General features: G+C 71.5%; 23 protein-coding genes. 9 read left to right on the top strand and 14 right to left on the bottom strand.

The genetic code is table 11. From position 1 onward, the window contains the following. The first annotated feature begins 96 nt into the window (after positions 1-96). Entirely contained in the window at positions 97-1533 is a 1437-nt protein-coding gene (locus B1A86_RS10435) for a PQQ-binding-like beta-propeller repeat protein (RefSeq protein ID WP_073117250.1), read from the top strand. Between the two features lie 24 nt (positions 1534-1557). On the opposite strand, the gene B1A86_RS10430 is transcribed toward B1A86_RS10435, so the two are convergent. The 7 genes from B1A86_RS10430 to B1A86_RS10395 form a co-directional block, all read right to left on the bottom strand. Further along, positions 1558-1971 (bottom strand): DUF805 domain-containing protein, encoded by a 414-nt coding sequence (locus tag B1A86_RS10430; RefSeq protein ID WP_073117251.1) that lies wholly within the window; start codon positions 1969-1971, stop codon positions 1558-1560. A gap of 10 nt (positions 1972-1981) precedes the next feature. Further along, positions 1982-2587 (bottom strand): hypothetical protein, encoded by a 606-nt coding sequence (locus tag B1A86_RS11625; RefSeq protein ID WP_246836826.1) that lies wholly within the window; start codon positions 2585-2587, stop codon positions 1982-1984. A gap of 55 nt (positions 2588-2642) precedes the next feature. After that, positions 2643-3404, bottom strand: a complete 762-nt coding sequence (locus B1A86_RS10415; RefSeq protein ID WP_073117253.1) for a bifunctional 2-polyprenyl-6-hydroxyphenol methylase/3-demethylubiquinol 3-O-methyltransferase UbiG — start codon at positions 3402-3404, stop codon at positions 2643-2645. Between the two features lie 212 nt (positions 3405-3616). Further along, complete coding sequence (locus B1A86_RS10410; RefSeq protein ID WP_073117254.1) at positions 3617-4129, bottom strand: GNAT family N-acetyltransferase; 513 nt, start codon at positions 4127-4129, stop codon at positions 3617-3619. 79 nt (positions 4130-4208) lie between these two features. Further along, a complete protein-coding gene (locus tag B1A86_RS10405) occupies positions 4209-4622 on the bottom strand; it encodes a VOC family protein (RefSeq protein WP_073117271.1) in 414 nt (137 codons plus the stop codon). Between the two features lie 45 nt (positions 4623-4667). Then, on the bottom strand, positions 4668-5993 hold the full coding sequence (locus B1A86_RS10400; RefSeq protein ID WP_246836824.1) for an MFS transporter: 1326 nt from the start codon (positions 5991-5993) through the stop codon (positions 4668-4670). Next, positions 5990-6718 (bottom strand): class I SAM-dependent methyltransferase, encoded by a 729-nt coding sequence (locus tag B1A86_RS10395; protein WP_036314929.1) that lies wholly within the window; start codon positions 6716-6718, stop codon positions 5990-5992. Before B1A86_RS10395 ends, B1A86_RS10400 begins: the two co-directional genes overlap by 4 nt. 296 nt (positions 6719-7014) lie before the next feature. Here B1A86_RS10395 and B1A86_RS10390 point away from each other — a divergent pair, with 296 nt between their 5' ends. The 6 genes from B1A86_RS10390 to B1A86_RS10365 all read left to right on the top strand — a co-directional run bounded on the left by B1A86_RS10390 (position 7015) and on the right by B1A86_RS10365 (position 12873). Then, a complete protein-coding gene (locus B1A86_RS10390) occupies positions 7015-8364 on the top strand; it encodes an O-acetylhomoserine aminocarboxypropyltransferase/cysteine synthase family protein (RefSeq protein ID WP_036314933.1) in 1350 nt (449 codons plus the stop codon). A gap of 1 nt (position 8365) precedes the next feature. Then, complete coding sequence (locus tag B1A86_RS10385) at positions 8366-9676, top strand: cystathionine gamma-synthase (RefSeq protein ID WP_036314936.1); 1311 nt, start codon at positions 8366-8368, stop codon at positions 9674-9676. Next, a complete protein-coding gene (locus B1A86_RS10380) occupies positions 9673-10719 on the top strand; it encodes a putative oxygenase MesX (protein WP_051995257.1) in 1047 nt (348 codons plus the stop codon). The genes B1A86_RS10385 and B1A86_RS10380 overlap by 4 nt, the downstream gene beginning before the upstream one ends. Continuing rightward, on the top strand, positions 10716-11747 hold the full coding sequence (locus B1A86_RS10375; RefSeq protein WP_036314939.1) for a methionine synthase: 1032 nt from the start codon (positions 10716-10718) through the stop codon (positions 11745-11747). Before B1A86_RS10380 ends, B1A86_RS10375 begins: the two co-directional genes overlap by 4 nt. A 196-nt stretch (positions 11748-11943) precedes the next feature. Continuing rightward, positions 11944-12285, top strand: coding sequence for a luciferase family protein (locus B1A86_RS10370; protein ID WP_036314941.1), 342 nt, complete (start codon positions 11944-11946; stop codon positions 12283-12285). Between the two features lie 75 nt (positions 12286-12360). Continuing rightward, on the top strand, positions 12361-12873 hold the full coding sequence (locus B1A86_RS10365; protein ID WP_036314943.1) for a helix-turn-helix domain-containing protein: 513 nt from the start codon (positions 12361-12363) through the stop codon (positions 12871-12873). Positions 12874-12910: 37 nt separating this feature from the next. Here the strand turns inward: B1A86_RS10365 and lysE are convergent, their stop codons facing one another. After that, on the bottom strand, positions 12911-13525 hold the full coding sequence (gene lysE, locus B1A86_RS10360) for an L-lysine exporter (RefSeq protein WP_060973796.1): 615 nt from the start codon (positions 13523-13525) through the stop codon (positions 12911-12913). A 71-nt stretch (positions 13526-13596) separates the two neighbouring features. Between lysE and B1A86_RS10355 the strand changes: the two genes are divergently transcribed. Beyond that, entirely contained in the window at positions 13597-14472 is an 876-nt protein-coding gene (locus B1A86_RS10355; RefSeq protein WP_078025361.1) for an ArgP/LysG family DNA-binding transcriptional regulator, read from the top strand. A gap of 24 nt (positions 14473-14496) precedes the next feature. On the opposite strand, the gene B1A86_RS10350 is transcribed toward B1A86_RS10355, so the two are convergent. After that, positions 14497-15567: a GNAT family N-acetyltransferase gene (locus tag B1A86_RS10350; RefSeq protein WP_078025359.1), complete on the bottom strand. Its 1071-nt coding sequence runs from the start codon at positions 15565-15567 to the stop codon at positions 14497-14499. A 1206-nt stretch (positions 15568-16773) separates the two neighbouring features. Here B1A86_RS10350 and B1A86_RS10340 point away from each other — a divergent pair. Next, entirely contained in the window at positions 16774-17655 is an 882-nt protein-coding gene (locus B1A86_RS10340) for a manganese catalase family protein (RefSeq protein ID WP_036339510.1), read from the top strand. 70 nt (positions 17656-17725) lie between these two features. Here B1A86_RS10340 and B1A86_RS10335 read toward each other — a convergent pair. The 5 genes from B1A86_RS10335 to B1A86_RS10310 form a co-directional block, all read right to left on the bottom strand. Then, a protein-coding gene (locus tag B1A86_RS10335; protein ID WP_098471310.1) for an IS3 family transposase occupies positions 17726-18876 on the bottom strand; the annotation gives its coding sequence in 2 pieces (ribosomal slippage) (positions 17726-18606 and positions 18606-18876; 1152 coding nt in all). Between the two features lie 401 nt (positions 18877-19277). After that, positions 19278-19880 carry a cadmium resistance transporter gene (locus B1A86_RS10325; RefSeq protein ID WP_036341590.1) on the bottom strand — a complete coding sequence of 201 codons (603 nt, stop codon included), beginning with the start codon at positions 19878-19880 and terminating at the stop codon, positions 19278-19280. Then, the gene (locus B1A86_RS10320; RefSeq protein WP_010080053.1) at positions 19877-20236 is read right to left on the bottom strand and encodes a helix-turn-helix transcriptional regulator; all 360 of its coding nucleotides are present in this window, start codon (positions 20234-20236) and stop codon (positions 19877-19879) included. Before B1A86_RS10320 ends, B1A86_RS10325 begins: the two co-directional genes overlap by 4 nt. Before the next feature lie 98 nt (positions 20237-20334). Beyond that, on the bottom strand, positions 20335-21675 hold the full coding sequence (locus B1A86_RS10315; protein ID WP_036336807.1) for an FAD-dependent oxidoreductase: 1341 nt from the start codon (positions 21673-21675) through the stop codon (positions 20335-20337). A gap of 26 nt (positions 21676-21701) precedes the next feature. Further along, positions 21702-22130: a low molecular weight phosphatase family protein gene (locus B1A86_RS10310; RefSeq protein ID WP_036336808.1), complete on the bottom strand. Its 429-nt coding sequence runs from the start codon at positions 22128-22130 to the stop codon at positions 21702-21704. Positions 22131-22150 lie beyond the last annotated feature (20 nt).

Genomic DNA, 22150 nt, shown 5'->3' with positions numbered 1-22150 from the left:
GATGACGGGGTGGGGTCCACCACCGTATTGCGAATCATCCGCAACAGTCTTTATTGTGAATCAGTCGCATCTTCTATCTCTCGTGAAAGGCTCCCCGTGTCCCCCTCCGCCCCGCAGCGCCGTGCCGCGCGCGCCGCCACCTTCGCCGCCACCCTCGCCGCCGCGGCCATCGCCCTCACGGCCTGCGGCGCGGACGCCGCCCCGTTCAGCCCGGCGTCGGCACCCGCCTCCGCCTCGGACGGCGCCGAGTCACCGGCGGGTGAGGCGACGGCGGCCTCCTCCGTCTCCGAGGAGGACCGCGTCGACCCGACCCAGACCACCGAGGTCTCCGCGGTGACGCCGCGCATCCTGCTCTCGCACGAGGACGGTCTCACGCTGCTCGACGCCGAGTCCGGTGAGGTGGTGAAGGAGCAGGACGTCACGGGCTTCACGCGGCTGAGCAACGCCGGCAACGGCAAGGACGTCCTGGTGACCACCGGGAACGGCTGGGAGGTGTTCTCCACCGGCATCCAGGCCAAGGCCCACGGCGATCACGTCCACCACTACGAGTCCGCGCCCGGCATGACCGGCGTGACGTTCCCGGGTGAGCACCCCGGCCACGTCGTCACCCACAACGGCAGGACCACCCTCTTCGCGGACGGCACGGGCGCGATCCGCACCTTCGACTCGACCCACCTGGACAAGGCGACCCCGGACCTCATGCCCGTCATGACGGAGGCCGAGACCGAGGACCCGCACCACGGCGTGGCGCTCGAGCTCTCCGACGGCGCCCTCTTCACCACGCAGGGCACCGAGGACTCCCGGGACGCGCTCCAGGTGATCGACCCGAAGACCGGCGAGGTCACGGCCGAGACCGACGACTGCCCCGGCAGCCACGGCGAGGCCGCGGCCCAGCCGACGGAGGCGGGCGACGTCGTCGTGATGGGCTGCGAGAACGGGCCCGTCGTGTACCGGGACGGCGAGTTCCACAAGGTGGACGTCGAGACCGAGTACCAGCGATCCGGGAACCTGTTCGGGCTGCATGACTCGCCCATCGTCCTGGGTGATCACAAGGTCGAGGAGGAGCCGAAGGAGGCCGTCGAGCGGCCCACGGAGATCGCCCTCATCGACACCCGCACCGATGAGCTCACCACCGTGGACCTCGGCTCGTCCTACTGGTTCCGCTCGCTCGGCCGCGCCGAGGACGGCTCCGCGGTCGTGCTGACCTACGACGGCGAGGCCAACGTGATCGACGAGGAGACCGGTGAGGTCACCGCCGAGTACCCGGTGATCGAGCCGTGGAAGGAGAAGGACGAGTGGCAGGAGCCCGGCCCGATCCTGAAGGTGGCCGGGAACACCGCCTATGTCACCGACGCGGAGGCCCAGAAGCTCGTGGCCGTCGACCTGGAGACCGGTGAGACCGTCCTGGAGAAGGACCTGGAGTTCGCCCCGGTCGAGATGGCCGTGGTCACCGGCCAGCCGGAGTCCGTGAAGCCTGACGAGGCCGCTGACGCCGCGTCCGGCCACGACGAGCACACCGACCACGATCACTGATCGGGCCGGACACGGCGGTGGGGGTCAGCGCCGCGCGGCCGTGGCCCCCGCCGGAACCGGGTCCGACGCATCGGCGGGGTGTCCGAGGCGGGGGGCGGACGGCTGGAGCGCGAACACGAGCAGCGTGAGCGGGCCGACGAACGGCACCAGCCCGAGGAACAGCCACGCGCGGCTGAAGCCGGCATCGTGGAGGCGCCGGGCGAGCAGGGCGAGCGAGGGGAGTGCGTGCGTGATCCCCACCAGGAGGATGGCCGCGTCGCGGAGGGACGGGTCCGGGGCGCCGAGGACGAACACGTCCAGGGCGGTGGACACGAAGCGAACAGCGGCTTGCAGGAGCCACACGTAGAGCGCCGCGAGCCAGAAGTCGGCGCGGGAGGCGCGCCCGCTGAACTGCACGTAGCCGGCGTAGTAGCGGCGGATGGCCTGAAGCATGTTCATGGTCCGGCCCTCAGTCCTGCCGAGGGGACGCCAGCAGCCCCTGCGCTGCGACGATCACGAGCATCGCAACCCCCGCTGCGGCCGCCCCCGCGGGCCCGGCCACGGGATCGCCGAGAGCCGCGAGTGCGGCACCGGCGAGCCCCAGCGCGGCCATCGCCCCGCCGATCCACCAGAACACCGGGGCCTGGAATGCCCGGGCGAACGGAAGGAAGTGCCCGCCCACTACGGCGGCCACCAGGGCGATCTGCGCCGTCGGGGCGTCGAGCGCGAGGGCCACCAGGCGTGTCACGGGGAGGAACGCCAGCATCGCGACGACGGCGATCCCATAGACGCGCAGCGCGCCGCGGGCGGGCGTCGGCACGGTGGGCAGCATCCGCCGGCGCAGCAGCACCACCACCAGGGTGAAGCTGATGAGCGAGATGGCGATGCCCCGCAGCGTGGCCCGGTGTTCGGCCGGCAGCCCCGCGATCCCGCCGAACAGGAAAGCGCCGCCGCCGATCACCCCGATCAGCCCGCCCGACACCGCCGGGTGCCGGAGGTGGCCGATCCCGCGGACGGGCGGGCCGTCGTCGCGGTGGGCCGGCCGCTTGGGGCGGGCCGTGGTCGTGTCCGTCATGGTCCCCCTCGCATCACGTGTGACATGCGTCATCCTGCCATGACGGGTGGACGGCTCAGGCCCCCTGTGGACGGGCCTCGATGATCATCAACGGGTGCTCCGCCTCGTCGAACGGGCGGCCGTGCCAGTCGCTCCAGACGCGGTCCACCGCCAGCCCCGCCGCCGCGAGGTCCTGGGTCACCTGCTCCACGGAGCGGAACTGCAGGTGCTCCTCACCCTCGCGGACCACGCCCTCGTCCGAGTACTCGGTGCGCCATCGGTGCACGACGACGCCGTCCGCGTCCGGCGTGCTCGTCGCCTCGGACTCGACGAGGCGACCGGCCGCCGTCGTCCGTTCCGTGGGCTCCTGCTGCCAGTCCTCCCAGGCGCGACGGACGGGGTTGCGGGTCTCGAACAGCAGCCGGCCGCCGGGGACCAGGCCGGCGGCGATGCGCTGCAGGGCGTCGTGCCAGTCCTGGCCGATCAGGTGCATCGCCACGTTCCCGCTCATGATCACCAGGTCCGCCGACGCCGGCTCGATCAGTTCCGCGGTGCCCCGCCGCCACTCGACGCGGTCCCCGCCGGGGCGCGCCCGGGCGACGCGCAGCATGGCCTCGGCCGGGTCGATCCCGACGACGGCGCGGTCGTCGCCGGCCAGCGTCACCGTGAGCGATCCGGTGCCGCAGCCGAGATCGACGATCCGCCGGGCGCCGGACTCCTCGGCCGCCCGGCGGAAGTACGCGTGGTCCTCTCCGGGCGGGTTGTCGAGGTCATAGAGGGCGACGACGCGGGCGTCGTCGTAGGCGCGGCGGTTCGTCTCGGCCGGGTCCGGATGCATGGACGGCACCGTATCTTGGAGATGACCGCATGCACCGCCAGCTGGACCACGAGGAGTTCGACCAGCGGCTCGAGGGCTGAGCCGGCGCCGTCACCGCTGAGCCGTGCCGTGGCCCGGCCCGCTCACCCCACGAAGACGCAGAAGCGCCTGGCCGGCTGGGCGCGGGGCGTGTCCCCTCACTGGGCACGCACCCATGGCGGCAGTTCAGTGCGTCATGCCTCGTGGCCGTGGCTGCTGTAGACCACGATCGGCGCTCCCCTGGGATCACGCGTGCTCTTCCACACGGTCATGCCGATTCGTTCGGCTACGCGACGGGAAGCCATGTTGTCGGGGTTGATGATCGCCGTGACCATCGTTGCGTCCAGGGTCTCGAACCCGTGTCGCAGGCAGGCAGAGGCCCCCTCGGTTGCCAGTCCCTGTCCCTGGTGTTCGGGCAGGACGTGGTAGCCGACCTCGAGGACCTCTTGGCCGTCGACGTTCTGCCAGGTCAGGCCGCAGTCACCGATGAAGTCGCCGGTGGTCCGGTGTTCGATGACCCACAGGCCGAACCCATGCGTGGCGTAGTTGTCCTTCGACCAGTTGATCCACCGCCGCACCTCATTGCGCGACTTGGCCCGCGGGTAGTAGCGCATGACCTCCGCGTCTCCGAGGAGCCTGAACATGTCGTCGAGGTCAGCGTCGGTCATGCACCGGAACGTGAGTCGATCGGTGGGTTGCGGGATCACCCGACGACCTTACCGACGGCACTGAACCGGCTTCTTGTCTTCGACATGTGCGTGAAACCGCCCCCGCGGTCTGCCGCGCTCACCCCACGAAGACGCAGAAGGGGTGGCCGGCCGGGTCCGCGAACACGTAGAGGGGCTCGTCCTCGTCGTCGGAGCGGTCCAGGACGAGACGCCCGCCCAGGCGCAGCGCGTGGTCGTGGGCCGCGTCGAGGGACTCGCGGTCCGGCACGGTGAAATCCAGGTGCAGCTGCATCGGCACCTCGGGTGACGGCCACGTGCTGGGCTTCAGTTCCTCGGTGCGCTGGAATGTCAGGACGCGGCGGCCGTCGTCGTCCAGCAGCACGAGCCAGTCCGCGCTGTCCGGCTCGCGGCCGTCCGCGAGCTCGTCGCCCGTGCGGTAGTGGAGGCCGAGGAGCTCGCGGTAGAACTCCGCGACGGAACGGATGTCGACGGCGTCGACGACCGGCTGCTGGAGCACAGGGCGGGTGACCATGGCCACACATTAAGCAACCTCGGTGCCCGCGTCAGCGTCTCGGCCTCAGTCGACGTCGTCGCGCCCCGCATCCACCCACCGCGCGGCCGGCACGACGGCGGCCAGCGAGACCACCGCCAGGACCTGCCACCCCGCGAGCGCCCAGCCGACCCCGAGCGTCGCCCCGAGCGCACCTCCCGCGAGGGTCGCCAGCGGCACGGAGCCCCGGGTGAGGGTGCGGCGCATCGCGGTGACCCGCCCGAGCGTGCCCTCGGGGCAGGCGCGGGCGGTCACGGCAGCCTGGGTGATGTTCCCGAGCAGGACCATGAACCCCCAGAGGGCGGCGCCGGCCAGCAGCCACGGCCCGGCATGAGCGCGGTCGGCGTAGGCCAGCAGGTGCAGCCCCACGGCCACGGCGCAGCCGACCGAGCCGAGGAGGATGCACCGGCGCTCGCCCAGGCGGTCGATGGCCCGGCCCGCCAGGGACGAGGCCGTCAGTGCCCCGACCGCGCCCGCGGTGATCTGGATGCCCAGGAACTCCGGCCCGAGCCGCAGGTCGGTCAGGATCCAGACCGCCTCGACCGGGGCGAAGAGGGCCATGCCCACATTGGCGGCCACCGACCCCATCGTCAGCAGCCACAGGACCGGGGTGCGCCGCAGGACCGTCCACCCCTCCGCGGCGTCCTTCCCGAACCGGGCCCAGCGGGAGAGGACGTCCGCGACGCCGGGGTCCCCGTCGTCGTCCGGGACGTCCGCCGCGGCGGAGGGCCGCAACCGCACCCGGAGCGCGACGATCGCCGCCGCGAAGAGGAACGCCGTCGCGATGCCGAGCACGGGCCCTGCGCCCAGCGACCCGACGAGGACGCCCGCCGCGGCGGGCACGATCAACACGAGGGCGGCGTCGGCGGACTCGAGCCGCGCCGTCAGGCGGGCGACGGCGGTGGCCGGCACGACGCGCGGCACGAGCGCGGTCTGGGTGGTCTCGGCCAGCACCGTGAGCACGCCCAGCAGGGTCATGACGGCGGCGAGGTGACCGAACGTGAGCGCGTCGAGCGCCCACGCCGCGACGAGCGAGCCGAGCACCGCCGCCTTGGCGAGGCCGGTGGCCGCGAGCAGCCGCGGGCTGAGGTGTCGGTCCACCACGATGCCGAGGGGCACGCCGAGTAGGAGGAATCCCAACCCGGAGAGCGTCATCAGCACGCCCATGCCGTCGGCGCCCACGCCGAGCAGGAGCACCGCCAGGACGTCCAGGGCGACGTCCGTGGCGGACCGGCCACCCGCGTCGAGGGCGTTGGAGGCGACCAGCCACCGCGCCCGTCCTTCCGGCAGCGGGGGCGTCCCAGTGTCAGAGCCGCGGGGGGCAGGCGTCTGGCGACGCGGGTCCGTGCTCACCGCCACACGTGGAGCAGGTAGCCGTAGCTCAGTGATGTCGCTGCGGGGTGCTCGGCGAGCCACGCGTCGGCGACCCCTCGCTCGAACTCCAGCCGCAGGACGGCCTCGAGGTCGGCGCGGGAGTCGAAGGTCCACGAGCTCATGACCTCGCGGGTCTCGGCCCCGATGCCGGCCCACCACTCGCGGGCGTACGTGTCCTGGCCCTGCGCCGCGGCGTTCGTGCTCGCCCGCAGCAGCTCGGCGAACTGGCCGCGCTCGGTGTCGTTGTCGATCACCACGAGCGCGCCGCCGGGCCGCAGCACCCGGGTGACCTCGTCCAGGCCGGGCCGGACGTCCCAGCGCGGGTGCGGGAAGAAGTACGCGAACCGGGCGTGCACGACGTCGACGCTCGCCTCCGGCAGCGGGATCTGCTCGGCCGAGCCGTAGAGCACGCGCGCCCCGCCGGGGCGGGCGCGGGCGGCCCCCAGCAGGCGCGCGTCCGGCTCGACGGCGATCGTCTCGGCCGCGTCGGCGTAGCGGGGCAGCCAGAAGCCGGTGCCCGCACCGAGGTCGAGCAGCGTCCGCCCGGTCCAGGGCGCCGCCTCCTGCAGTGCCGCCCAGAGGGCGCCCTCGCGGTCCATGGCCGCGTTCTCGATCTCGTACAGCGCCGGGTCCACGCCCTGGTTGCCCGAGGGCCGGAAGTCGGGCAGGTCCGTGGCCGGTCCGCCCGGTGTGCTCTGTGTCATGTCCGGGAGTCTGACACACACCCCCCTCCACGCCAGTCCGTCACACGGGTCTGCCTCGGCCCGCCGCGCCCCGGAGAGGCTCCGGCCGGTCCTGGATGGCGCGGTGGCGGCTCATATGACGCGCGAGCCGGCCGTCCGCTGGACTCGCGGCGGCCCGCCGCGTGGGATGGGCTCACCACCCATCCAGAGCGGCCGAGAGATCTGGCTCGACGACGCCGCAGCAACCCGCCCGCCGCACCCGGACCCCCGGGAACGGCAGGCCCGGTGCTACCGCCAGGACCGATGGAGGAGAGCAGATGCCCCGTCACGCCACACAGCAAGTCCACGCCGGCTACGAGCCCGCCGCACCCCACCGGCCGGTCGTCCCGCCCATCCACCAGACCACGGCGTTCCGTTTCCCGGACCACGCCACGGCGGCATCGATGTTCCGGCTCGAGACCCCCGGCTTCACCTACAGCCGCACGGGCAACCCGACCGTCGCGGTGTTCGAGAACCGCCTCGCCGCACTGGAGGGCGGCATCGGCGCGATCGCCACGGCCACCGGCCAGGCCGCCGTCGCGCTGTCCCTGCTGGCGCTGCTGCAGGGCGGCAAGCACCTGGTCGCCTCCAGCCAGCTCTACGGCGGCACCGTGGACCTGCTGACGGACACGTTCGCGGACTTCGGCATCGAGGTCACCTTCGCGGACCCGGCGGACCCGCCCGCGTGGGCCGCAGCGGTCCGGCCCGACACCCGCGCGTTCTTCCTCGAGGCCATCACCAACCCGCTCGCCACCCTCCCGGACCTGCCCGCGCTCGCGGACCTCGCCCACGCGGCCGGTGTGCCCGTGGTGGTGGACAGCACCCTCGCGACGCCGGCCCTCTACCGGCCGCTGGAGCACGGCGCCGACGTCGTCGTGCACTCGGCCACCAAGTTCCTCGGCGGGCACGGCGCGGTGCTCGGCGGCGCGATCGTGGACGGCGGCACGTTCGACTACGGCGCGGCGCCGGACCGGTGGCCGCAGCTGGCCCGGCCCAAGGCCCGCTACGGCGGGCAGACGCTGGTCGAGCGGCACGGCCGCGGCGCCTACCTGACGCTGGCCCGCAGCAAGTTCCTGCACGACCTCGGCCCCACCCTCGCCGCCGCGAGCGCGGCGCAGTTCATCCAGGGGCTCGAGACGCTCGACCTGCGCGTGGCCCGCCACACCGCCACCGCCCTGGCCGTGGCCGAACACCTGGCCGGGCACCCCGCCGTCGCCCGGGTGCACCACCCCGGCGTGGCCGGGCATCCCAGCGCGGCGCTGGCCGCCCGTGACTTCCCGGACGGCGTCGGCTCGGTGTTCTCCTTCGACCTGGCCTGCGGCCCCGAGGCCGTGGCCCCGTTCCTCGACGCGCTCGAGCTGTTCCAGCTGGTGGTCAACGTCGGCGACGCCCGGTCCCTCGTCTCCCACCCGGCGACCATGACGCACTGTCGCCTGACGCGGCAGCAGCGCGAGGACGCCGGGATCGCCGAGACCACCGTCCGGCTCTCCATCGGGCTGGAGTGTCCCGACGACCTGATCGCGGACCTGGACCGTGCCCTGGCCGTGGTGACCGCCGCCGGGCCGGCCGTCCCCGCCACCACGCCCGCCGTCCCCGAGACCGCCGCCGTCACCCAGGAGGTGCGCTGAGATGACCGCTGTCCACCACACCACCCGCTCCGTCTCCCGTCCCGCCGTCCGCGGCTTCACCACCACCGCCGTGCACGCCGGCCAGGAGCCCGACCCGCTGACCGGCGCCGTGGTGCCGCCGATCTACCAGACCAGCACCTTCGTACAGGACGGCATCAACGTGCTGCGCGCTGGGCATGAGTACAGCCGCGGCTCCAACCCGACCCGGAACGGCTTCGAGACCCAGCTCGCCGCCCTCGAGCACGGCGATCGGGCGTTCGCGTTCGCCTCCGGGCTCGCCGCCGAGGACGCCCTCCTGCGGGCCGTGCTGCGCCCCGGCGACCACATCGTGCTGGGCGGCGACGGCTACGGCGGCACCCACCGCCTCATCACCACCGTCCTCGAGCCGTGGGGCGTGTCCAACACCCCCGTGGACATCACCGACCCGACGGCGGTCGCCGCGGCCGTCCGCCCCGGCCGCACCGCGCTGCTGTGGGTGGAGACGCCCTCCAACCCGCTGCTCGGCATCGCGGACCTGGCCGCCTGGGCGCAGATCGCCCACGACGCCGGCGCGCTGCTGGTCGTGGACAACACGTTCGCCTCGCCCTACCTCCAGCGGCCCCTCGACCTCGGCGCGGACGTGGTGGTGCACTCCACCACCAAGTACATCGGCGGGCACTCGGACGTGCTCGGCGGCGCCGTGGTGGTGGCCGACCGCGAGTTCCGCGGCCGGGCGCTGGCCGAGGCGGTGGCCTACCAGCAGTTCGCCGCCGGTGCGGTCGCCGGCCCGCAGGACTCCTACCTCGCCGCCCGCGGCCTCAAGACGCTCGGCCTGCGCATGGACCGGCACGGCGCCAACGCCGCCGCGCTCGCGGGCTGGCTGCAGGGCCGCCCCGAGGTCGCCCAGGTCTTCTACCCCGGGCTGCCCGACCACCCGGGCCACGCGCTCGCCGCGCGGCAGATGGACGGCTTCGGCGGCATCGTCTCCGTCCGGCTGGCCGGGGGAGAGGCCGCGGCCCGCGCGTTCGCCGAGGCCACCGAGCTGTTCGCGCTCTCGGTCAGCCTCGGCGGGGTCGAATCGCTGCTCTGCTACTCCTCCGAGATGACCCACGCCTCCGTGCGGGGCACGCCCCTGGCCGTCCCCACGGACCTGGTCCGGCTCTCCGTCGGCATCGAGGACGTGGCCGACCTGCAGGCGGACCTCGAGGCCGGCCTCGAGTGCGCCGCACGCGTCGCCGCCGGCCGCGGGGCGCCGCCGTCGTCCGCGGTGCCCCGTCCCGCCCCCGCCCACCACCGCACCACCCGCGCCCGCACCCCGGAGAGGACCCGATGAGCCACGCCACCCTTGTCCCGAGCACCGCGCCCACCCGCGTGGACGACCTGACGTTCAGCATCCACACCACGCCGTTCGACGAGGACTACACGCCCGCCGCCAGCACGCGCGCCACCACGAACTTCGCGAACCTCGCCCGCGGCACGGACCGGCGGGAGAACCTGCGCGCCGCCCTGGCCATGATCGACGGGCGCCTCAACGACCTCGCCCCCTGGGACAACCCGGAGCGGGACCGCTACACGGCGCGGATCGAGATCGTCTCGATCGACGTGCACTTCACCGCCGACGACGGCGCGGACGTCGACTTCCCGCTCATGGAGATGCTCGACGTGCGGGTGGTCGAGCGTGCGACGGGCGCCGTGCTCGGCCGCAGTGTGGGGAACAACTTCTCCTCCTACGTCCGCGACCACGACTTCTCGGTGGTGCTGCCCGCGCACGCGGTGACGTCGCCGGGGACCGAGGAGCCCGACGGCTTCGGCGACCTGCACGGGCGGCTGTTCCGGCACCTGCTGGACTCGCAGGCGTACCGGGAGCGGTTCCCGCAGCCGCCCGTGATCTGCATCAGCGTGTCCACGAGCCGCACCTACCGGCGGCTGACGAACGAGCACCCGGTGCTCGGGGTCGAGTACCGCCAGGACGAACCCTCCCGCACGGACCGCTACTTCGGCCGGATGGGCCTGGGGATCCGGTGCTTCCTGCCGCGCGGGGCCGTGGCGCCGCTGGCGTTCTACTCGCGGGGCGACCTGCTCAACGACCACGCGAACCTCTCCCTGGCCGGGCTGATCGCCACCATGGAGACCTTCCAGCGGATCTACCGGCCGGAGATCTACAACGCGAACGCCGGGGCCGGCGAGGTGTACCGGCCGCGCCTGGACCACGGCGACTTCTCGCAGACCCGGATCGCCTACGACCGCGAGGAGCGGGCCCGCCTCGGCCGGGAGCAGGGGGAGTACACGCAGGAGCACTTCGTGGGCCCGCACCGCGACCTGCTGGAGCGCTGGGCCGCCGCCCACGCCGCACGAGACAACGAGGAGACCCGATGACCACCCTGATCCCCACCGCCCTCGTCGGCAGCCTGCCGAAGCCCGGCTGGCTCGCCGAGGAGGAGACGCTCTGGTCGCCCTGGAAGCTCGAGGGGGAGCAGCTGCGCGAGGGCAAGCTCGACGCGCTCGCCCTCGCCGTGGCCGATCAGGAGCGTGCGGGCATCGACATCGTCTGCGACGGCGAGCAGACCCGCCAGCACTTCGTCACCACGTTCATCGAGCACCTCGGCGGTGTGGACTTCGACCGGCGGGAGACGGTGCGGATCCGCGACCGGTACGACGCGAGTGTGCCGACCGTCGTCGGGGAGGTGGGCCGGCCGGCGCCGGTGTTCGTGGACGACGCGAAGGCTCTGCGCGCCCGGACGGACCGGCCCATCAAGTGGACCCTGCCCGGGCCGATGACCATGATCGACACCCTCGCCGACCGCCACTACGGCAGCCGCGAGAAGCTCGCGTGGGAGTTCGCGCGCATCCTCAACGAGGAGGCGCGGGAGCTGGCGGCGGTGGGCGTCGACGTCGTGCAGTTCGACGAGCCCGCGTTCAACGTGTTCTTCGACGACGTCCGCGACTGGGGCGTGGCGACGCTCGAGCGTGCGGCCGAGGGCCTGACGTGTGAGACGGCCGTGCACATCTGTTACGGCTACGGGATCAAGGCGAACAACGACTGGAAGGCCACGCTCGGGGAGGAGTGGCGCCAGTACGAGACGTCGTTCCCGCTGCTGCGCGAGTCCACGATCGACACGATCGCCCTGGAGCGGCACCACTCCCGGGTGCCGGCGGAGCTCATCGGCCTGCTGCGCGGCAAGAAGGTGATGGTCGGCGCGATCGACGTGGCGAGCGACGAGATCGAGACGCCCGAGGAGGTCGCGGCGACCCTCCGGGAGACCCTCGAGTTCGTGGACGCGGACAAGCTGATCGCGAGCACCAACTGCGGCATGGCGCCGCTGGCTCGCTCCGTGGCGCGGGACAAGACCGCCGCGCTCGTGGCCGGCGCGCGGATCCTCCGGGAGGAGCTGGGCGGGGAGTGAGGGGGGCCTGATGGCCTTGCCTGGCCGGCGGGGCCCCGTCAGGATCGTCTGCATGGATCCTGATGCGAGCCCCCGTGTCCGGCTCACCGCTGACGATCCCCGGCCGGGCAGTCGTCCCGCGACGTCGACCGAGGGGCCCCACCGACAGCTTGATCAGCGATCATCGCCGGAGCTGTGGGGCCGTCTGGTCGCTGCGGTGTTCGCCCTCGACGGCGTCGAGGAGGGCCACAGCACCGTCTCGCCAGCAACGTCGCGCGCCCTCCACCTGACAGGCCGGCCGGAGGAGCGCACCCCGGAGGTCAACCTCTCACCAGGCCGGCGCTGGGAGCCGGTGCACCTGCATGGGGTGGACGACACGTCAGTGCACCTCGTCCTGGCGCCCGAGCGCGGCGTCCGTCTGGCCGAGCTCGGATGGCTCGAACCGCATGGCTACGCGGACTTCGGCACGGAGTGGATGCTCTACGGTCCGCGGGACGAGGCAGAGCTGGCCGTCGTCGTCGGGATCATCGAGGAGTCGCTCGCCTACGCGCGCGGTTGACGCAGCGCCCCGGAGCGGGGAAGCGGACGCGAGAGGAAACTGCGAATTTTTCGTTTTCGCGGGTAGTCTTGTTCCATGACTGCGACGGTGAATGACAAGCACACGGTGCTGCCGCCGACGGACCTCGAGGAGATGCTCGACGTCGGCAGGTTCCTCGACGGCCTGACGCAGCCGGCCGCCCTGGTCGGCCCTGATGGGCAGAAGGTCCCCCTGCCGCCAGAGGCTTTCAACGTCCTGCGGGACGTCGTCGAGGCGATGCGGGTGGGCAAGGCCATCACGGTGGCACCCGTCGACCAGCTGCTCACGACACAGGAGGCGGCGAACTTCCTCGGCATCAGTCGTCCCACGCTGGTGAGGCTGCTCGAGGAGGGCGCGTTGCCGTACGAGAGGACGACCGGTGGTCGGCACCGACGCATCCGGCTCCAAGACGTCGTGTCCTATCAGCAGCGGAAGCGCGGGGAGCGGCGTGCCTCGCTGAGCGACCTCGTAGGGGAGGCCTCGTCTGCGGGGCTCTACGACCAGAAGGCGGAGTCCTACCGCGAGGCGTTGCGTCAGGCTCGCGCCGACCTCCGGGGTGAGCGCGGGTAGTGGCTCGTGCCGGAGGCGCGCTCCGGCGTCTGTCGGCTCACCCCCACACGCCGGAACCGGCGATGAGCCGGACCGCGAGCACCGCCATGACCACCGCGATCACCACGTCCACCACGCGCCACGCCTTCGGGTCGGCGAGCACCCGGGCCAGCAGGCGCGCGCCGTAGCCGAGCGCGGTGAACCACAGGACCGAGGCGGCGACGGCGCCGGCGGCGAAGACCCACCGCGCGTCGGGACCGTGCTGGTTGGCGAGGCTGCCCAGCAGGACCACGGTGTCCAGGTAGACGTGCGGGTTGAGCCAGGTCAGCGCGAGCGTGGTGGCGACGACCGAACCCGCGGTGCGCGGCGCCTGTTCGGCCACGAGCCCCTGCGGGCGCAGCGCGGCACGCAGGGAGGAGACCGCGAACCAGAGCAGGTACAGGGCACCGCCCCAGCGCAGCACCTCGAGCAGCCACGGCACGGCCTGCACGAGCGCGCCCACCCCGGCGGTCCCGGCCAGGATCAGCACGGCGTCCGAGGCCATGCACACCAGCACGACGGCGCCCACATGCTCCCGGCGCACGCCCTGGCGGAGCACGAAGGCGTTCTGGGCGCCGATGGCGACGATGAGGGCGAGTCCGGTGAGCAGGCCGGTGCCGGCGAGGGTCCACATGGGTGAGGACGCTAGAGCCCGGCCGGGCCTGAGCCAAACGAAGAGAACTGCAGACGCCTCAGCTCTGCTTCATGAACCTGGATCAGCTGCAGGCGCTGCGTGCGATCGCGGACGAGGGCTCGTTCGAGGCGGCCGCGTACGAGCTCGACGTCAGCGCCTCCGCGGTCAGCCAGCGCATCCGCGCCCTGGAGCGGGAGGTGGGCCAGGTGCTGCTCCGGCGCGGCACACCCTGCGAGCCGACCGAGGCCGGCATCGGCCTGGTGCGCGTGGCCCGGCACATGCGGGTGCTCGAACAGGAGGCGTGGGCCGGGCTGGGCCGCACGGCGGCCGGGCGCAGCGTCACCTCCCTGGCCGTGCCCGCCGACGTGCTGGGCACGTGGTTCGGGCCCGTCCTGGCGGAGGCCGCCGACTGGGAGGACACGGTCCTCGACCTGCACGTCGAGGACCAGGACCACAGCGCCCGGCTGCTGCGCCGGGGCGAGGTGCTGGCCGCCGTCACCACGGAGCCGCAGCCGGTGCAGGGGTGCGCGGCGGGGCCGCTGGGGAGCATGCGCTACGTCCCACTCGCCTCGCCCGCCCTGCTCGCCCGGCATGCGGCGGACGACGTCGTCGACCTCGGCGCGATGCCCATGATGCGCTACAACGCGAAGGACGACCTGCAGCGCCTCGCGCTGAGCGGCGCCGGGCTGGACATCGCCCCGCCCACGCACCTGGCGCCGTCGTTCGACGGGTTCCACCGGTCCGTCCGGGCCGGCCTGGGGTGGGGGATGCTCGTGGACGCCCAGGCCGTCGAGGACGTGCGCGCCGGCCGGCTGGTCCGCGTGCCCGGGCTCGACGACGTCCTCGTGCCCCTGTACTGGCAGGCGGCCACACTGCCCGTGACGCGCCTGGTGCGGCTCACGCGGGCGGTGCGGGAGGCGGCCCAGCGGACGCTCGAACGGGGGTGAGGCGGCGCCGCGGGTCGCGGGCCGTCAGCGACGTCGCAGGGGTGCCGGCGCCTCCATGGACGCCTCGACCAGCACGGGCCGGAAGCCCAGCGCCTCGTTGACGTCGAGCATGTGCCGGTTCTCCTCGGCGTTCCACGTGATGATCGCGCGGGCCTCGGGCAGCGCGTCGCGCACGGCGATGAGGTTCGCCGCCTTCACGCGCATGCCGAGGCGGTGGCCGCGGTGCTCGGGCAGCACGATGGTGTCCCATTGGTCGATGAGCCCGTCCGGGCGCGAGCGGGGCGCCACCAGCTCGCTCAGGGCGACGATCCGACCGGTGGCACGGTGCCGCGCCACCGCGCGGAAGAGTCGCCCGGTCGTGAGGATCTGCTCGTCCATGCGACGCACGCGGGCCGCATCCCAGACCTGCTCCACCACGGTGCGTTCCCCGGAGGGCACGTCCGTGGCCATGCGGGCCTTGAGGACGGCGAGGTCGTCCTGCAGGGACGCGTCGGCCGCGCCCTCCCAGGCGTGGAGCTCGTAGTCCGACGAGACGCGTTCGGCCTCGGCCAGGGCGACGGCGGGGTCGATCCCCGGATCGGCGAAGTCATACCGGCTCACCCGCTCGATCTGGACGAGCGCGAAGCCGTAGGACTGGGCGAGACGCACACCCGGATGCTCGGCGGGCACCGCGCCGGCGCCGTTGGGCGGGGTGAGCGTCCGTTGCCCGGCCACCGGCCGCGGCGTCAGCGGCCAGGTCTCGAAACGGGTGAGGCCGGCGGTGTCCTGGACGAGCCGCTCGGCCAGTGCGCGGCCGTGGCCGCGTCCGCGGTGCCGCGGGAGGACGTAGACGTTGAGGGCGGCCGCGTCAGGGTCGTCGACGTGGTTGATCAGGACGCGGGCGTAGCCGACCGCCTCGCCGTCGACGTACGCCAGGTAGCGGCGCTGCGTGTGGTCGGTCTCGGCGGCGGCCTGGATGAGCGCGTCCGTGGGGGTCTCGTCCCACTCGGTCGTGCCGATCAGCTCGTGGTTGTACTCGTCTCCGAGGCGGCAGTAGGCCCGCCAGTGGGGGTCGTCCGACGAGGCGGGCAGGGGGAATTCGATGATGTCAGGCATGCGGTGACTGCTTTCTGAAGAAAGGGGTGGGCGCAGAGGCACCCGTCGAGCCGTGCTCGAGACGGGTGCGCGGGGAGGGCCGGTGGTGGGTCGTCGGACCCCCGGGGTCATTGCTGCTGCATCATGGGGTGAACTGTGTCACGACCCGGACCGGTGGGCAAGGGCTTTTGCCGGAGAGATGCAGCGCGGATTCCACCTGATGCGCGGGGAACTCTTCGCAGGTCGGGCGGGATCCGGTCGGAGTGAAAACTGGGTGTCCAGGTGGGCGCCCCCGCGCGCCCCAAGGCTCGCCAGAAACGTACGGGCGGCTGCCGCTATGGCGGGTTGATTGTGGCGAGCCGTGCGGCGGGGGGACAGGGCCGGAGGTGGCGCACACGACGCATGGCGGGCCCCTCGTCACTAACGACCGATTTAGCCGGATGAGCGTGCTCTGATCGACCGGACATCCTCAACCAGGCGGCTCGCCTGGTCGTGATCGTCCACTACGACGTTGAAGAGCGACCCGTCACGGGTCCGGATCGTGACGCGGGCCCGACCGCCGTTGTTGATGCGGACCCCGCCGGGGGCTGAAGCGCGGCCCGTGACGAACCAGTTGAGGAGTCCGTGGTTCATGCCGTCATCACTGGCTGAAGTGATGTCGGAGATCTCCGAGACGGGAATCGCTCGCCTGCAGAACGGCGCGTGAATCCGCACCTCTGGCGTCGGACCCTCAGGGACGTCGACAGTGATTCGAGCCCCTAGGCTCACCAAGCGGTTTCCACGGACTGTCACTCTCATGCGCCCACGATCCGGCATGATGCGGTTCCGACACCAGGGCGGAGGGCAACAACTCACCCGCCCCAACTTCTCCAGCTGAGGTTATGCCGGACAGCGATCTGTGCGAGATACCGGACATTCATCGGCGCAAGTCACACCGCCTAGCAGGCGACGTGGGGAGACTGCCGGAGACATCTGGGGCGCGTGCCACAAACGACCGTTTAAGCCGCGTGCCTCTGAGAGTCACCTACCCGCCGCATCCGCAGGCGGAGGATGGCGAAAGCGCTCACCCCCCGAGTGGGGCTGGCGTCCATGGCGCGGGTGGCGACCGATGCAGTTCCGGCGTGGGTCAGCACTACACGGGTCGGTCAGACCCGCGTAGCGTCGATGCTGTCCGGCGTGGAGCCCCTCGGGCCTTCACGCATCCGACTTGATCGAGGGGAGTCCTCCTTGTACATCCACAAGCAGAAGCTTCAACACGTCTCCAGCCCCGAGAAGCCTGACGCGGTCTACGCCCGCAAGCTGCAGGAGGTGATCGGCGGGCAGTACGGCGAGATCACCGTGGCCATGCAGTACAGCTTCCAGGCATGGAACGCCCACATTCCGGGCAAGTACCGGGACCTGCTCTTCAGCACGGCGGCCGAGGAGTTCGGCCACGTCGAGATGCTGGCAACGATGGTGGCCCAGCTGCTGGAGAAGGCCCCGGTGGGGATCACCACCGATGCCATCCAGGATGACCCGGCCGTGGCCGCCGTCATCGGGGGCACCGATCTGCAGCAGGCCATCGTGGCCGGTGCCGGTGCTCGCCCCGTGGACAGCATGGGGAATCCGTGGACCGGAGCGTATGTCACGGCCAGCGGCAACCTGCTGGCCGACATGACCGCCAACCTCAACGCGGAGATGCAGGGGCGGACCCAGGTGGCCCGGCTCTACCACATGACCGATGACCCGGGCATCCGGGAGCTGCTCTCCTTCTTGCTGGCCCGGGACACGATGCACCAGAACCAGTGGGCGGCGGCTGTGAAGGAGCTGCAGGAGGACGGCCTGGAGGAGATGCCGGTGCCGAGCAACTTCCCGCAGAAGAAGGAGGCCACGGAGCACTCGTACACGCACTATGAGTTCTCTGACGGTCAGGCCACTGCGGAGGGTTCGTGGGCTGCAGGCCCCACCCCGGACGGCAAGGGCGAGTTCTCCTACTCGTCCGAGCCGCCGGCGGGGGTCCCCATGCCCCCGCCCACCCACCCGGACTCCCGTTTCTACGGGACCACGGAGGTGCCCAACCGCGTCGAGAAGCTGGCGGGCACGGTGCAGGACAAGCTGCACCGCGAGTGACCCGACCTTCCCGATGAGGGAGTGCACGGGCCCGTCTGCTCCGGCAGGCGGGCCCGTTGAGCCGCCCCCTTCATTCGGTCCGGACGTTCTGTGAGTCGTCGGTTTCCATTTGATGGGTGCACTGCCGAGCGTACTCGGCTGGGGTTAGGTAGCCGAGCGAGGAGTGCCGGCGGTGGTGGTTGTACTCGTCCTTCCAGTCGCCGATGATGACCTGTGCGTGCAGCAGCGAGTAGAAGCTGTTGATGTTGAGGCACTCGTCGCGGATCCGGCTGTTGAACGACTCGACGTACCCGTTGCGCCACGGCGAGCCCGGAGGGATGTAGGACAGGCCGGTGCGGGTGCCGGCCCAGTCGGCCATCGCCTCGCTGATGAACTCCGGCCCGTTGTCCGACCTGAGCACCGCCGGGGCGCCCCGGGCGGCGACGAGGTCCTCGAGGTGGGCGGTGAGTCGGTCGGCGGTAATCGAGCGCTCCACGAGCCCGCCGATGCACTCCCGGGTGTGTTCGTCGACGATCGAGCAGATCTTGATCGGTCGTCCGTGCTCGTCGGCGTCGAACTGGAAGTCCACCGCCCACACCACGTTCGGCGCGTCCGCCGTCGGCGCGTCGACGGTCGAGGACCCGACGCGCTTGCGTCGACGCCGCTGCGGGACCCGGAGCCCTTCGTCACGCCACAGGCGTTGGATCTTCTTGTGGTTCACCACCCACCCCTCGGCGCGGGCGTCGTGATACGCCCGCCGATACCCGTAGCGGGGATGGTCCTTCGCCCAGGCGCGCAGCCACTCCCTGAGCGCCCGATCCGGGTCCGCGACCGTGTCGCCCTTGAGCGGTCGCCGGTACGCGGAGCGGCTCAGCCCGACCAGACGGCACGCCATCCGTTCGCTCACCCGCAACTTGCGCTTGAGGTGATCGACGGCGGCGCGGCGCCTGTCCGGGCTTAGAAGTTTCCCTCAGCCAGCTCCTTGAGCGCGGCCTTCTCCAGCTCCGCTTCCGCGAGCAGACGCTTCAGGGTCGCGTTCTGCTTCTCCAGCTCCTTCAGGCGCTTTGCGTCGTCGGCCTTGAGGCCGCCGTACTGGTTCCGCCACCGGTAGTACGTCTGCTCGGACACCCCGAGCTCCCGGCACACCGCCGCGACGTCCTGACCATCGGCGAGCATCCTGTCGGCCTGCCCGAGCTTACGGACGACCTGCTCGGGGGTGTGACGCTTCCTGCTGTTCGTCATGATCTGACCAGTCTCCCTGCCCGCGACCGCGGGCAACAGGACGACTCTCATAACGACTGGACCTACGAAACGGGGTCAGCCCACCGTGTCGTCTGTCCCTGTACGGGTCCGCATCTACCTGGCAAGCGCCGTGGCGAGAATGTGCCTCGCCATTCTTGAGGGGATGCGGGCGCTTCGGACAGGGCTGCGTGGTCGCACGGAGTGTTCTTGACCCACGTCCACGCGGGTATACCCCTTTACACGCCCTGCCCTGTGGCTTCGTTCGCTTGGTGGCGGGGTTTTTGCAGCGCTCCGTGGCGGTCTTGTTGCCGCGATCACGCAGGACTGGCTGCAGGTAGGTGTCGCGGTCTGAACCGAGAGGGGTGCGCCCGGTCGGGGCCGTTTGGATCGCTGCCGCTACGTCAGAGTCCGAAGGCTCCGCCGCTGACGAGGATCACGATGCCGAGGCCGATGAGAACGATGGGGAAGAGGATGTTCTCCCAGCGTTCGAGCACTTCGGCGATCGGGGGGCGGGTGGCGACGAACTTTGCCAGGGCCACCAGGACCGCGACGAGCGCGAGGAAGACGATGCAGTAGGCGACTACTGCGAGAGGTTCCACGCTGAGGAAGACAGGGGTGTAGACGCCGATGTTGTCGCCGCCGTTGGCAAGGGTGACGCCTGCGACTGTCCACACGCCGACCTTCTTGCCGGCAACCTTGGCCTCGTCGTCATCGTCGTCATCGTCTCCGCGCCAGGCCTGCCATGCGGCCCAGAGGCCGAGGCCCAGAGGGATGAGGCCGAAGTACGGGATGGCTGCCGGGGGCAGGAATGCTCCGGCGCCGATGGTCACCAGGACCGCGGCACCGAGGATGCCGGCGAATCCGAGGTACTGGCCGGCCAGAATGCGGGCGGTAGTGCCGCGCTGGCCTGCCCCTCGCGCGAAGAAGAGGGAGAGCACGATGATGTCGTCGATGTTGGTCGCTGCGAACAGGCCCATCGCCTGCAAGACCGAGGTGAGGCTCATGCGCCCTCCCCAGCTGCGTCGCATCCGGGAAGCGAGCAGGCGGGATCGATGCACGGAGCACTCTCATCCACCGCGAGGGTGACCTCGACCAGAGCAGTCAGCGCCCGCGCCAGGTGTGCATCGGCGATCTCGTATCGGGTCTGGCGGCCCTCGGCCACGGCGACCGCGATCCCGCAGTCCCGCAAGCACGCCAGGTGGTTCGACACGTTCGACCGGGTCAGCCCCAAGTCTCGCGCTAGTTCGGCCGGGTACGCCGGCCGTTCCAGCAAGGTCATCAGGATCCGCGACCGGGTGGGGTCGGCCATCGCTCGGCCCAACCGGTTCATCACATCAACACGAGAGGCGATAGTCAGCATTCACTGAACTATACAGTATGAGCTGAACTTACAGTGTCGCCTCGTAAAGCTATACCCCAGCGGGGCGGCACAGAACGTCGTGCCGTCCCGCTGTTTGCTCATCGGCCGAGGGGGAGCTCGATCAGTTGCGGGCTGCTGCAGCAGGCGTCGCCGGCTGTGGCTGGGGCGTCGCAGCCGCCGCCGAGGTCGGTGGTGCATACGCCGGTCTCGGGTAGTTCGAGGTGGACTGCGTCGGCTGCTTTGCGGTCGCCGGCCAGGGCTGCTGCGATGGAGCGGACCTGTTCGTAGCCGGTGGCCATGAGGAAGGTGGGGGCGCGGCCGTAGCTCTTCATCCCCACGATGTAGAAGTTCGTCTCCGGGTGGGCGAGGACTCGCTCACCGTGAGGCTCGACGGATCCGCAGGAGTGGAACTCGGGATCGATCAGCGGCTCCAGCTGGGACGGTGCTTCGACGGCCGGGTCCAGGGCCAGGCGGAGTTCGGAGAGCATTCCGAGATCAGGGCGGAACCCGGTGGCGGGCACCAGCACATCGACGCTCACTTCTCGCTCCCCGTCCGGGGTCACAGCGTGGACGGTCAACGTGTCGTCGGCTCTGAAGCGAGTGATGGTGAAGGAGGTGAGGACCGCGATGCGTCCGGAGTCGACCAGCTGGCGCAGTCGCGAGCCGAGCGCTCCTCGGGCTGCGAGTTCGTCCTGGTCGCCGCCCCCGTAGACGCGGGTGAGGTCTGCGGTGCGAGCGGCCCAAATGATGGTGGTGTCGGCCTCCAGGTCCGCGAGGTCCAGCAGGGTATTGGCGGCTGAGTGGCCGGCACCGGTCACCATGACTCGCTTGCCGGCGAAGCGGTCACGGTCGCGGCCCTGCACGTCAGGCAGCGGCGCGGTGATGTGGCCCGCGGCGCGGGCCTGCTGCTCGCCGGGAGCAAGGAGCCCGGCCTGTCCGAGGGGGTTGGGCGTGGACCAGGTGCCGGAGGCGTCGATGACCGCGGAGGCGAGCACGTCTTCGCTGTGCCCGTCGGTGGTCTGGATCCGGACGAGGAAGGGGGTCTCCTCGCGGCGTGCGGTGCGGGTCTTGTCGATGCCGGCGCGGGAGACGGCGGTGACCCGCGCCCCGTAGCGGATCGACTCGGCGAGCTGGGGAAGCTGCGCGAGCGGTTCGAGGTAATGCTCGCGCAGTTCGTGACCGGTCGGGAGAACGTCGGCGTCGGGTGCGGTCCAGCCGGCAGCTTCGAGGAGACGCTGTGCGGCGGCGTCGAGGTTGTACTGCCACGGCGAGAAGAGCCGCGTGTGCCCCCACTCGGCGATCGCGGCTCCTGCCGCGGTCCCGGCCTCGAGGATCAGGAACGGCAGGCCGCGCTCAGCGAGGTGGGCGGCGGCGGCCAATCCGATGGGGCCGGCGCCGATGATGGCCACGGGATGCGAGGTCGTGGAGGTGGTGAGCATGGGATCTCCTTGATCGCGGAACGGGATCAGGTCGAGGGCTGGGTGAGGTCGGTCAGGAGCTTGCGGACGTGGATGTCGATGTCGTCGCGCACCAGGCGCATGCGCTCCATCCCTTCGATGCCCCGCTGGGAGGGTTCATCGGTGTACCAGGTCGTGACCGGCGCGGTCATGCCCTCGACGGGTTTGATGACGGCTTCGTCGCCGATGACGATCACGTGGTCGACGCTTCGCAACAGCTCGGGGGTGACCGGCTGCGGGACGGCGGAGGACATGTCTGCACCGACTTCGGCGATCGCTTCGGTGGACTGGGCGTTGAGGGCGGTGCCGGGGCGGGTGCCGGCGGAGTGGACCTCGATCGCGTCACCGGCGTGGTGGCGCATCAGGGCGGCGGCCATCTGGGACTTGCCGCCGTTCTTCACGCAGACGAACAGGACTGAAGGGCGCTTCGTGGTCATCGGGAGGAGATCCTTCTGTG

Source organism: Micrococcus sp. KBS0714, assembly GCF_002008305.4.
GTDB lineage: Bacteria > Actinomycetota > Actinomycetes > Actinomycetales > Micrococcaceae > Micrococcus > Micrococcus luteus.
Note: the sequence above shows the minus strand (reverse complement) of the source record. Positions and strands in the feature narration are given on the sequence as shown.

What these genes read in the sequence shown, in the direction of transcription:
- B1A86_RS10430 (WP_073117251.1), bottom strand. Translation starts at nt 1,971, where the DNA reads ATGAACATGCTTCAGGCCATCCGCCGCTACTACGCCGGCTACGTGCAG.
- B1A86_RS11625 (WP_246836826.1), bottom strand. Translation starts at nt 2,587, where the DNA reads ATGACGGACACGACCACGGCCCGCCCCAAGCGGCCGGCCCACCGCGAC.
- B1A86_RS10415 (WP_073117253.1), bottom strand. Translation starts at nt 3,404, where the DNA reads ATGCATCCGGACCCGGCCGAGACGAACCGCCGCGCCTACGACGACGCC.
- B1A86_RS10405 (WP_073117271.1), bottom strand. Translation starts at nt 4,622, where the DNA reads ATGGTCACCCGCCCTGTGCTCCAGCAGCCGGTCGTCGACGCCGTCGAC.
- B1A86_RS10395 (WP_036314929.1), bottom strand. Translation starts at nt 6,718, where the DNA reads ATGACACAGAGCACACCGGGCGGACCGGCCACGGACCTGCCCGACTTC.
- B1A86_RS10390 (WP_036314933.1), top strand. Translation starts at nt 7,015, where the DNA reads ATGCCCCGTCACGCCACACAGCAAGTCCACGCCGGCTACGAGCCCGCC.
- B1A86_RS10385 (WP_036314936.1), top strand. Translation starts at nt 8,366, where the DNA reads ATGACCGCTGTCCACCACACCACCCGCTCCGTCTCCCGTCCCGCCGTC.
- B1A86_RS10380 (WP_051995257.1), top strand. Translation starts at nt 9,673, where the DNA reads ATGAGCCACGCCACCCTTGTCCCGAGCACCGCGCCCACCCGCGTGGAC.
- B1A86_RS10375 (WP_036314939.1), top strand. Translation starts at nt 10,716, where the DNA reads ATGACCACCCTGATCCCCACCGCCCTCGTCGGCAGCCTGCCGAAGCCC.
- B1A86_RS10365 (WP_036314943.1), top strand. Translation starts at nt 12,361, where the DNA reads ATGACTGCGACGGTGAATGACAAGCACACGGTGCTGCCGCCGACGGAC.
- lysE (WP_060973796.1), bottom strand. Translation starts at nt 13,525, where the DNA reads ATGTGGACCCTCGCCGGCACCGGCCTGCTCACCGGACTCGCCCTCATC.
- B1A86_RS10355 (WP_078025361.1), top strand. Translation starts at nt 13,597, where the DNA reads ATGAACCTGGATCAGCTGCAGGCGCTGCGTGCGATCGCGGACGAGGGC.
- B1A86_RS10350 (WP_078025359.1), bottom strand. Translation starts at nt 15,567, where the DNA reads ATGCCTGACATCATCGAATTCCCCCTGCCCGCCTCGTCGGACGACCCC.
- B1A86_RS10325 (WP_036341590.1), bottom strand. Translation starts at nt 19,880, where the DNA reads ATGAGCCTCACCTCGGTCTTGCAGGCGATGGGCCTGTTCGCAGCGACC.
- B1A86_RS10320 (WP_010080053.1), bottom strand. Translation starts at nt 20,236, where the DNA reads ATGCTGACTATCGCCTCTCGTGTTGATGTGATGAACCGGTTGGGCCGA.
- B1A86_RS10315 (WP_036336807.1), bottom strand. Translation starts at nt 21,675, where the DNA reads ATGCTCACCACCTCCACGACCTCGCATCCCGTGGCCATCATCGGCGCC.
- B1A86_RS10310 (WP_036336808.1), bottom strand. Translation starts at nt 22,130, where the DNA reads ATGACCACGAAGCGCCCTTCAGTCCTGTTCGTCTGCGTGAAGAACGGC.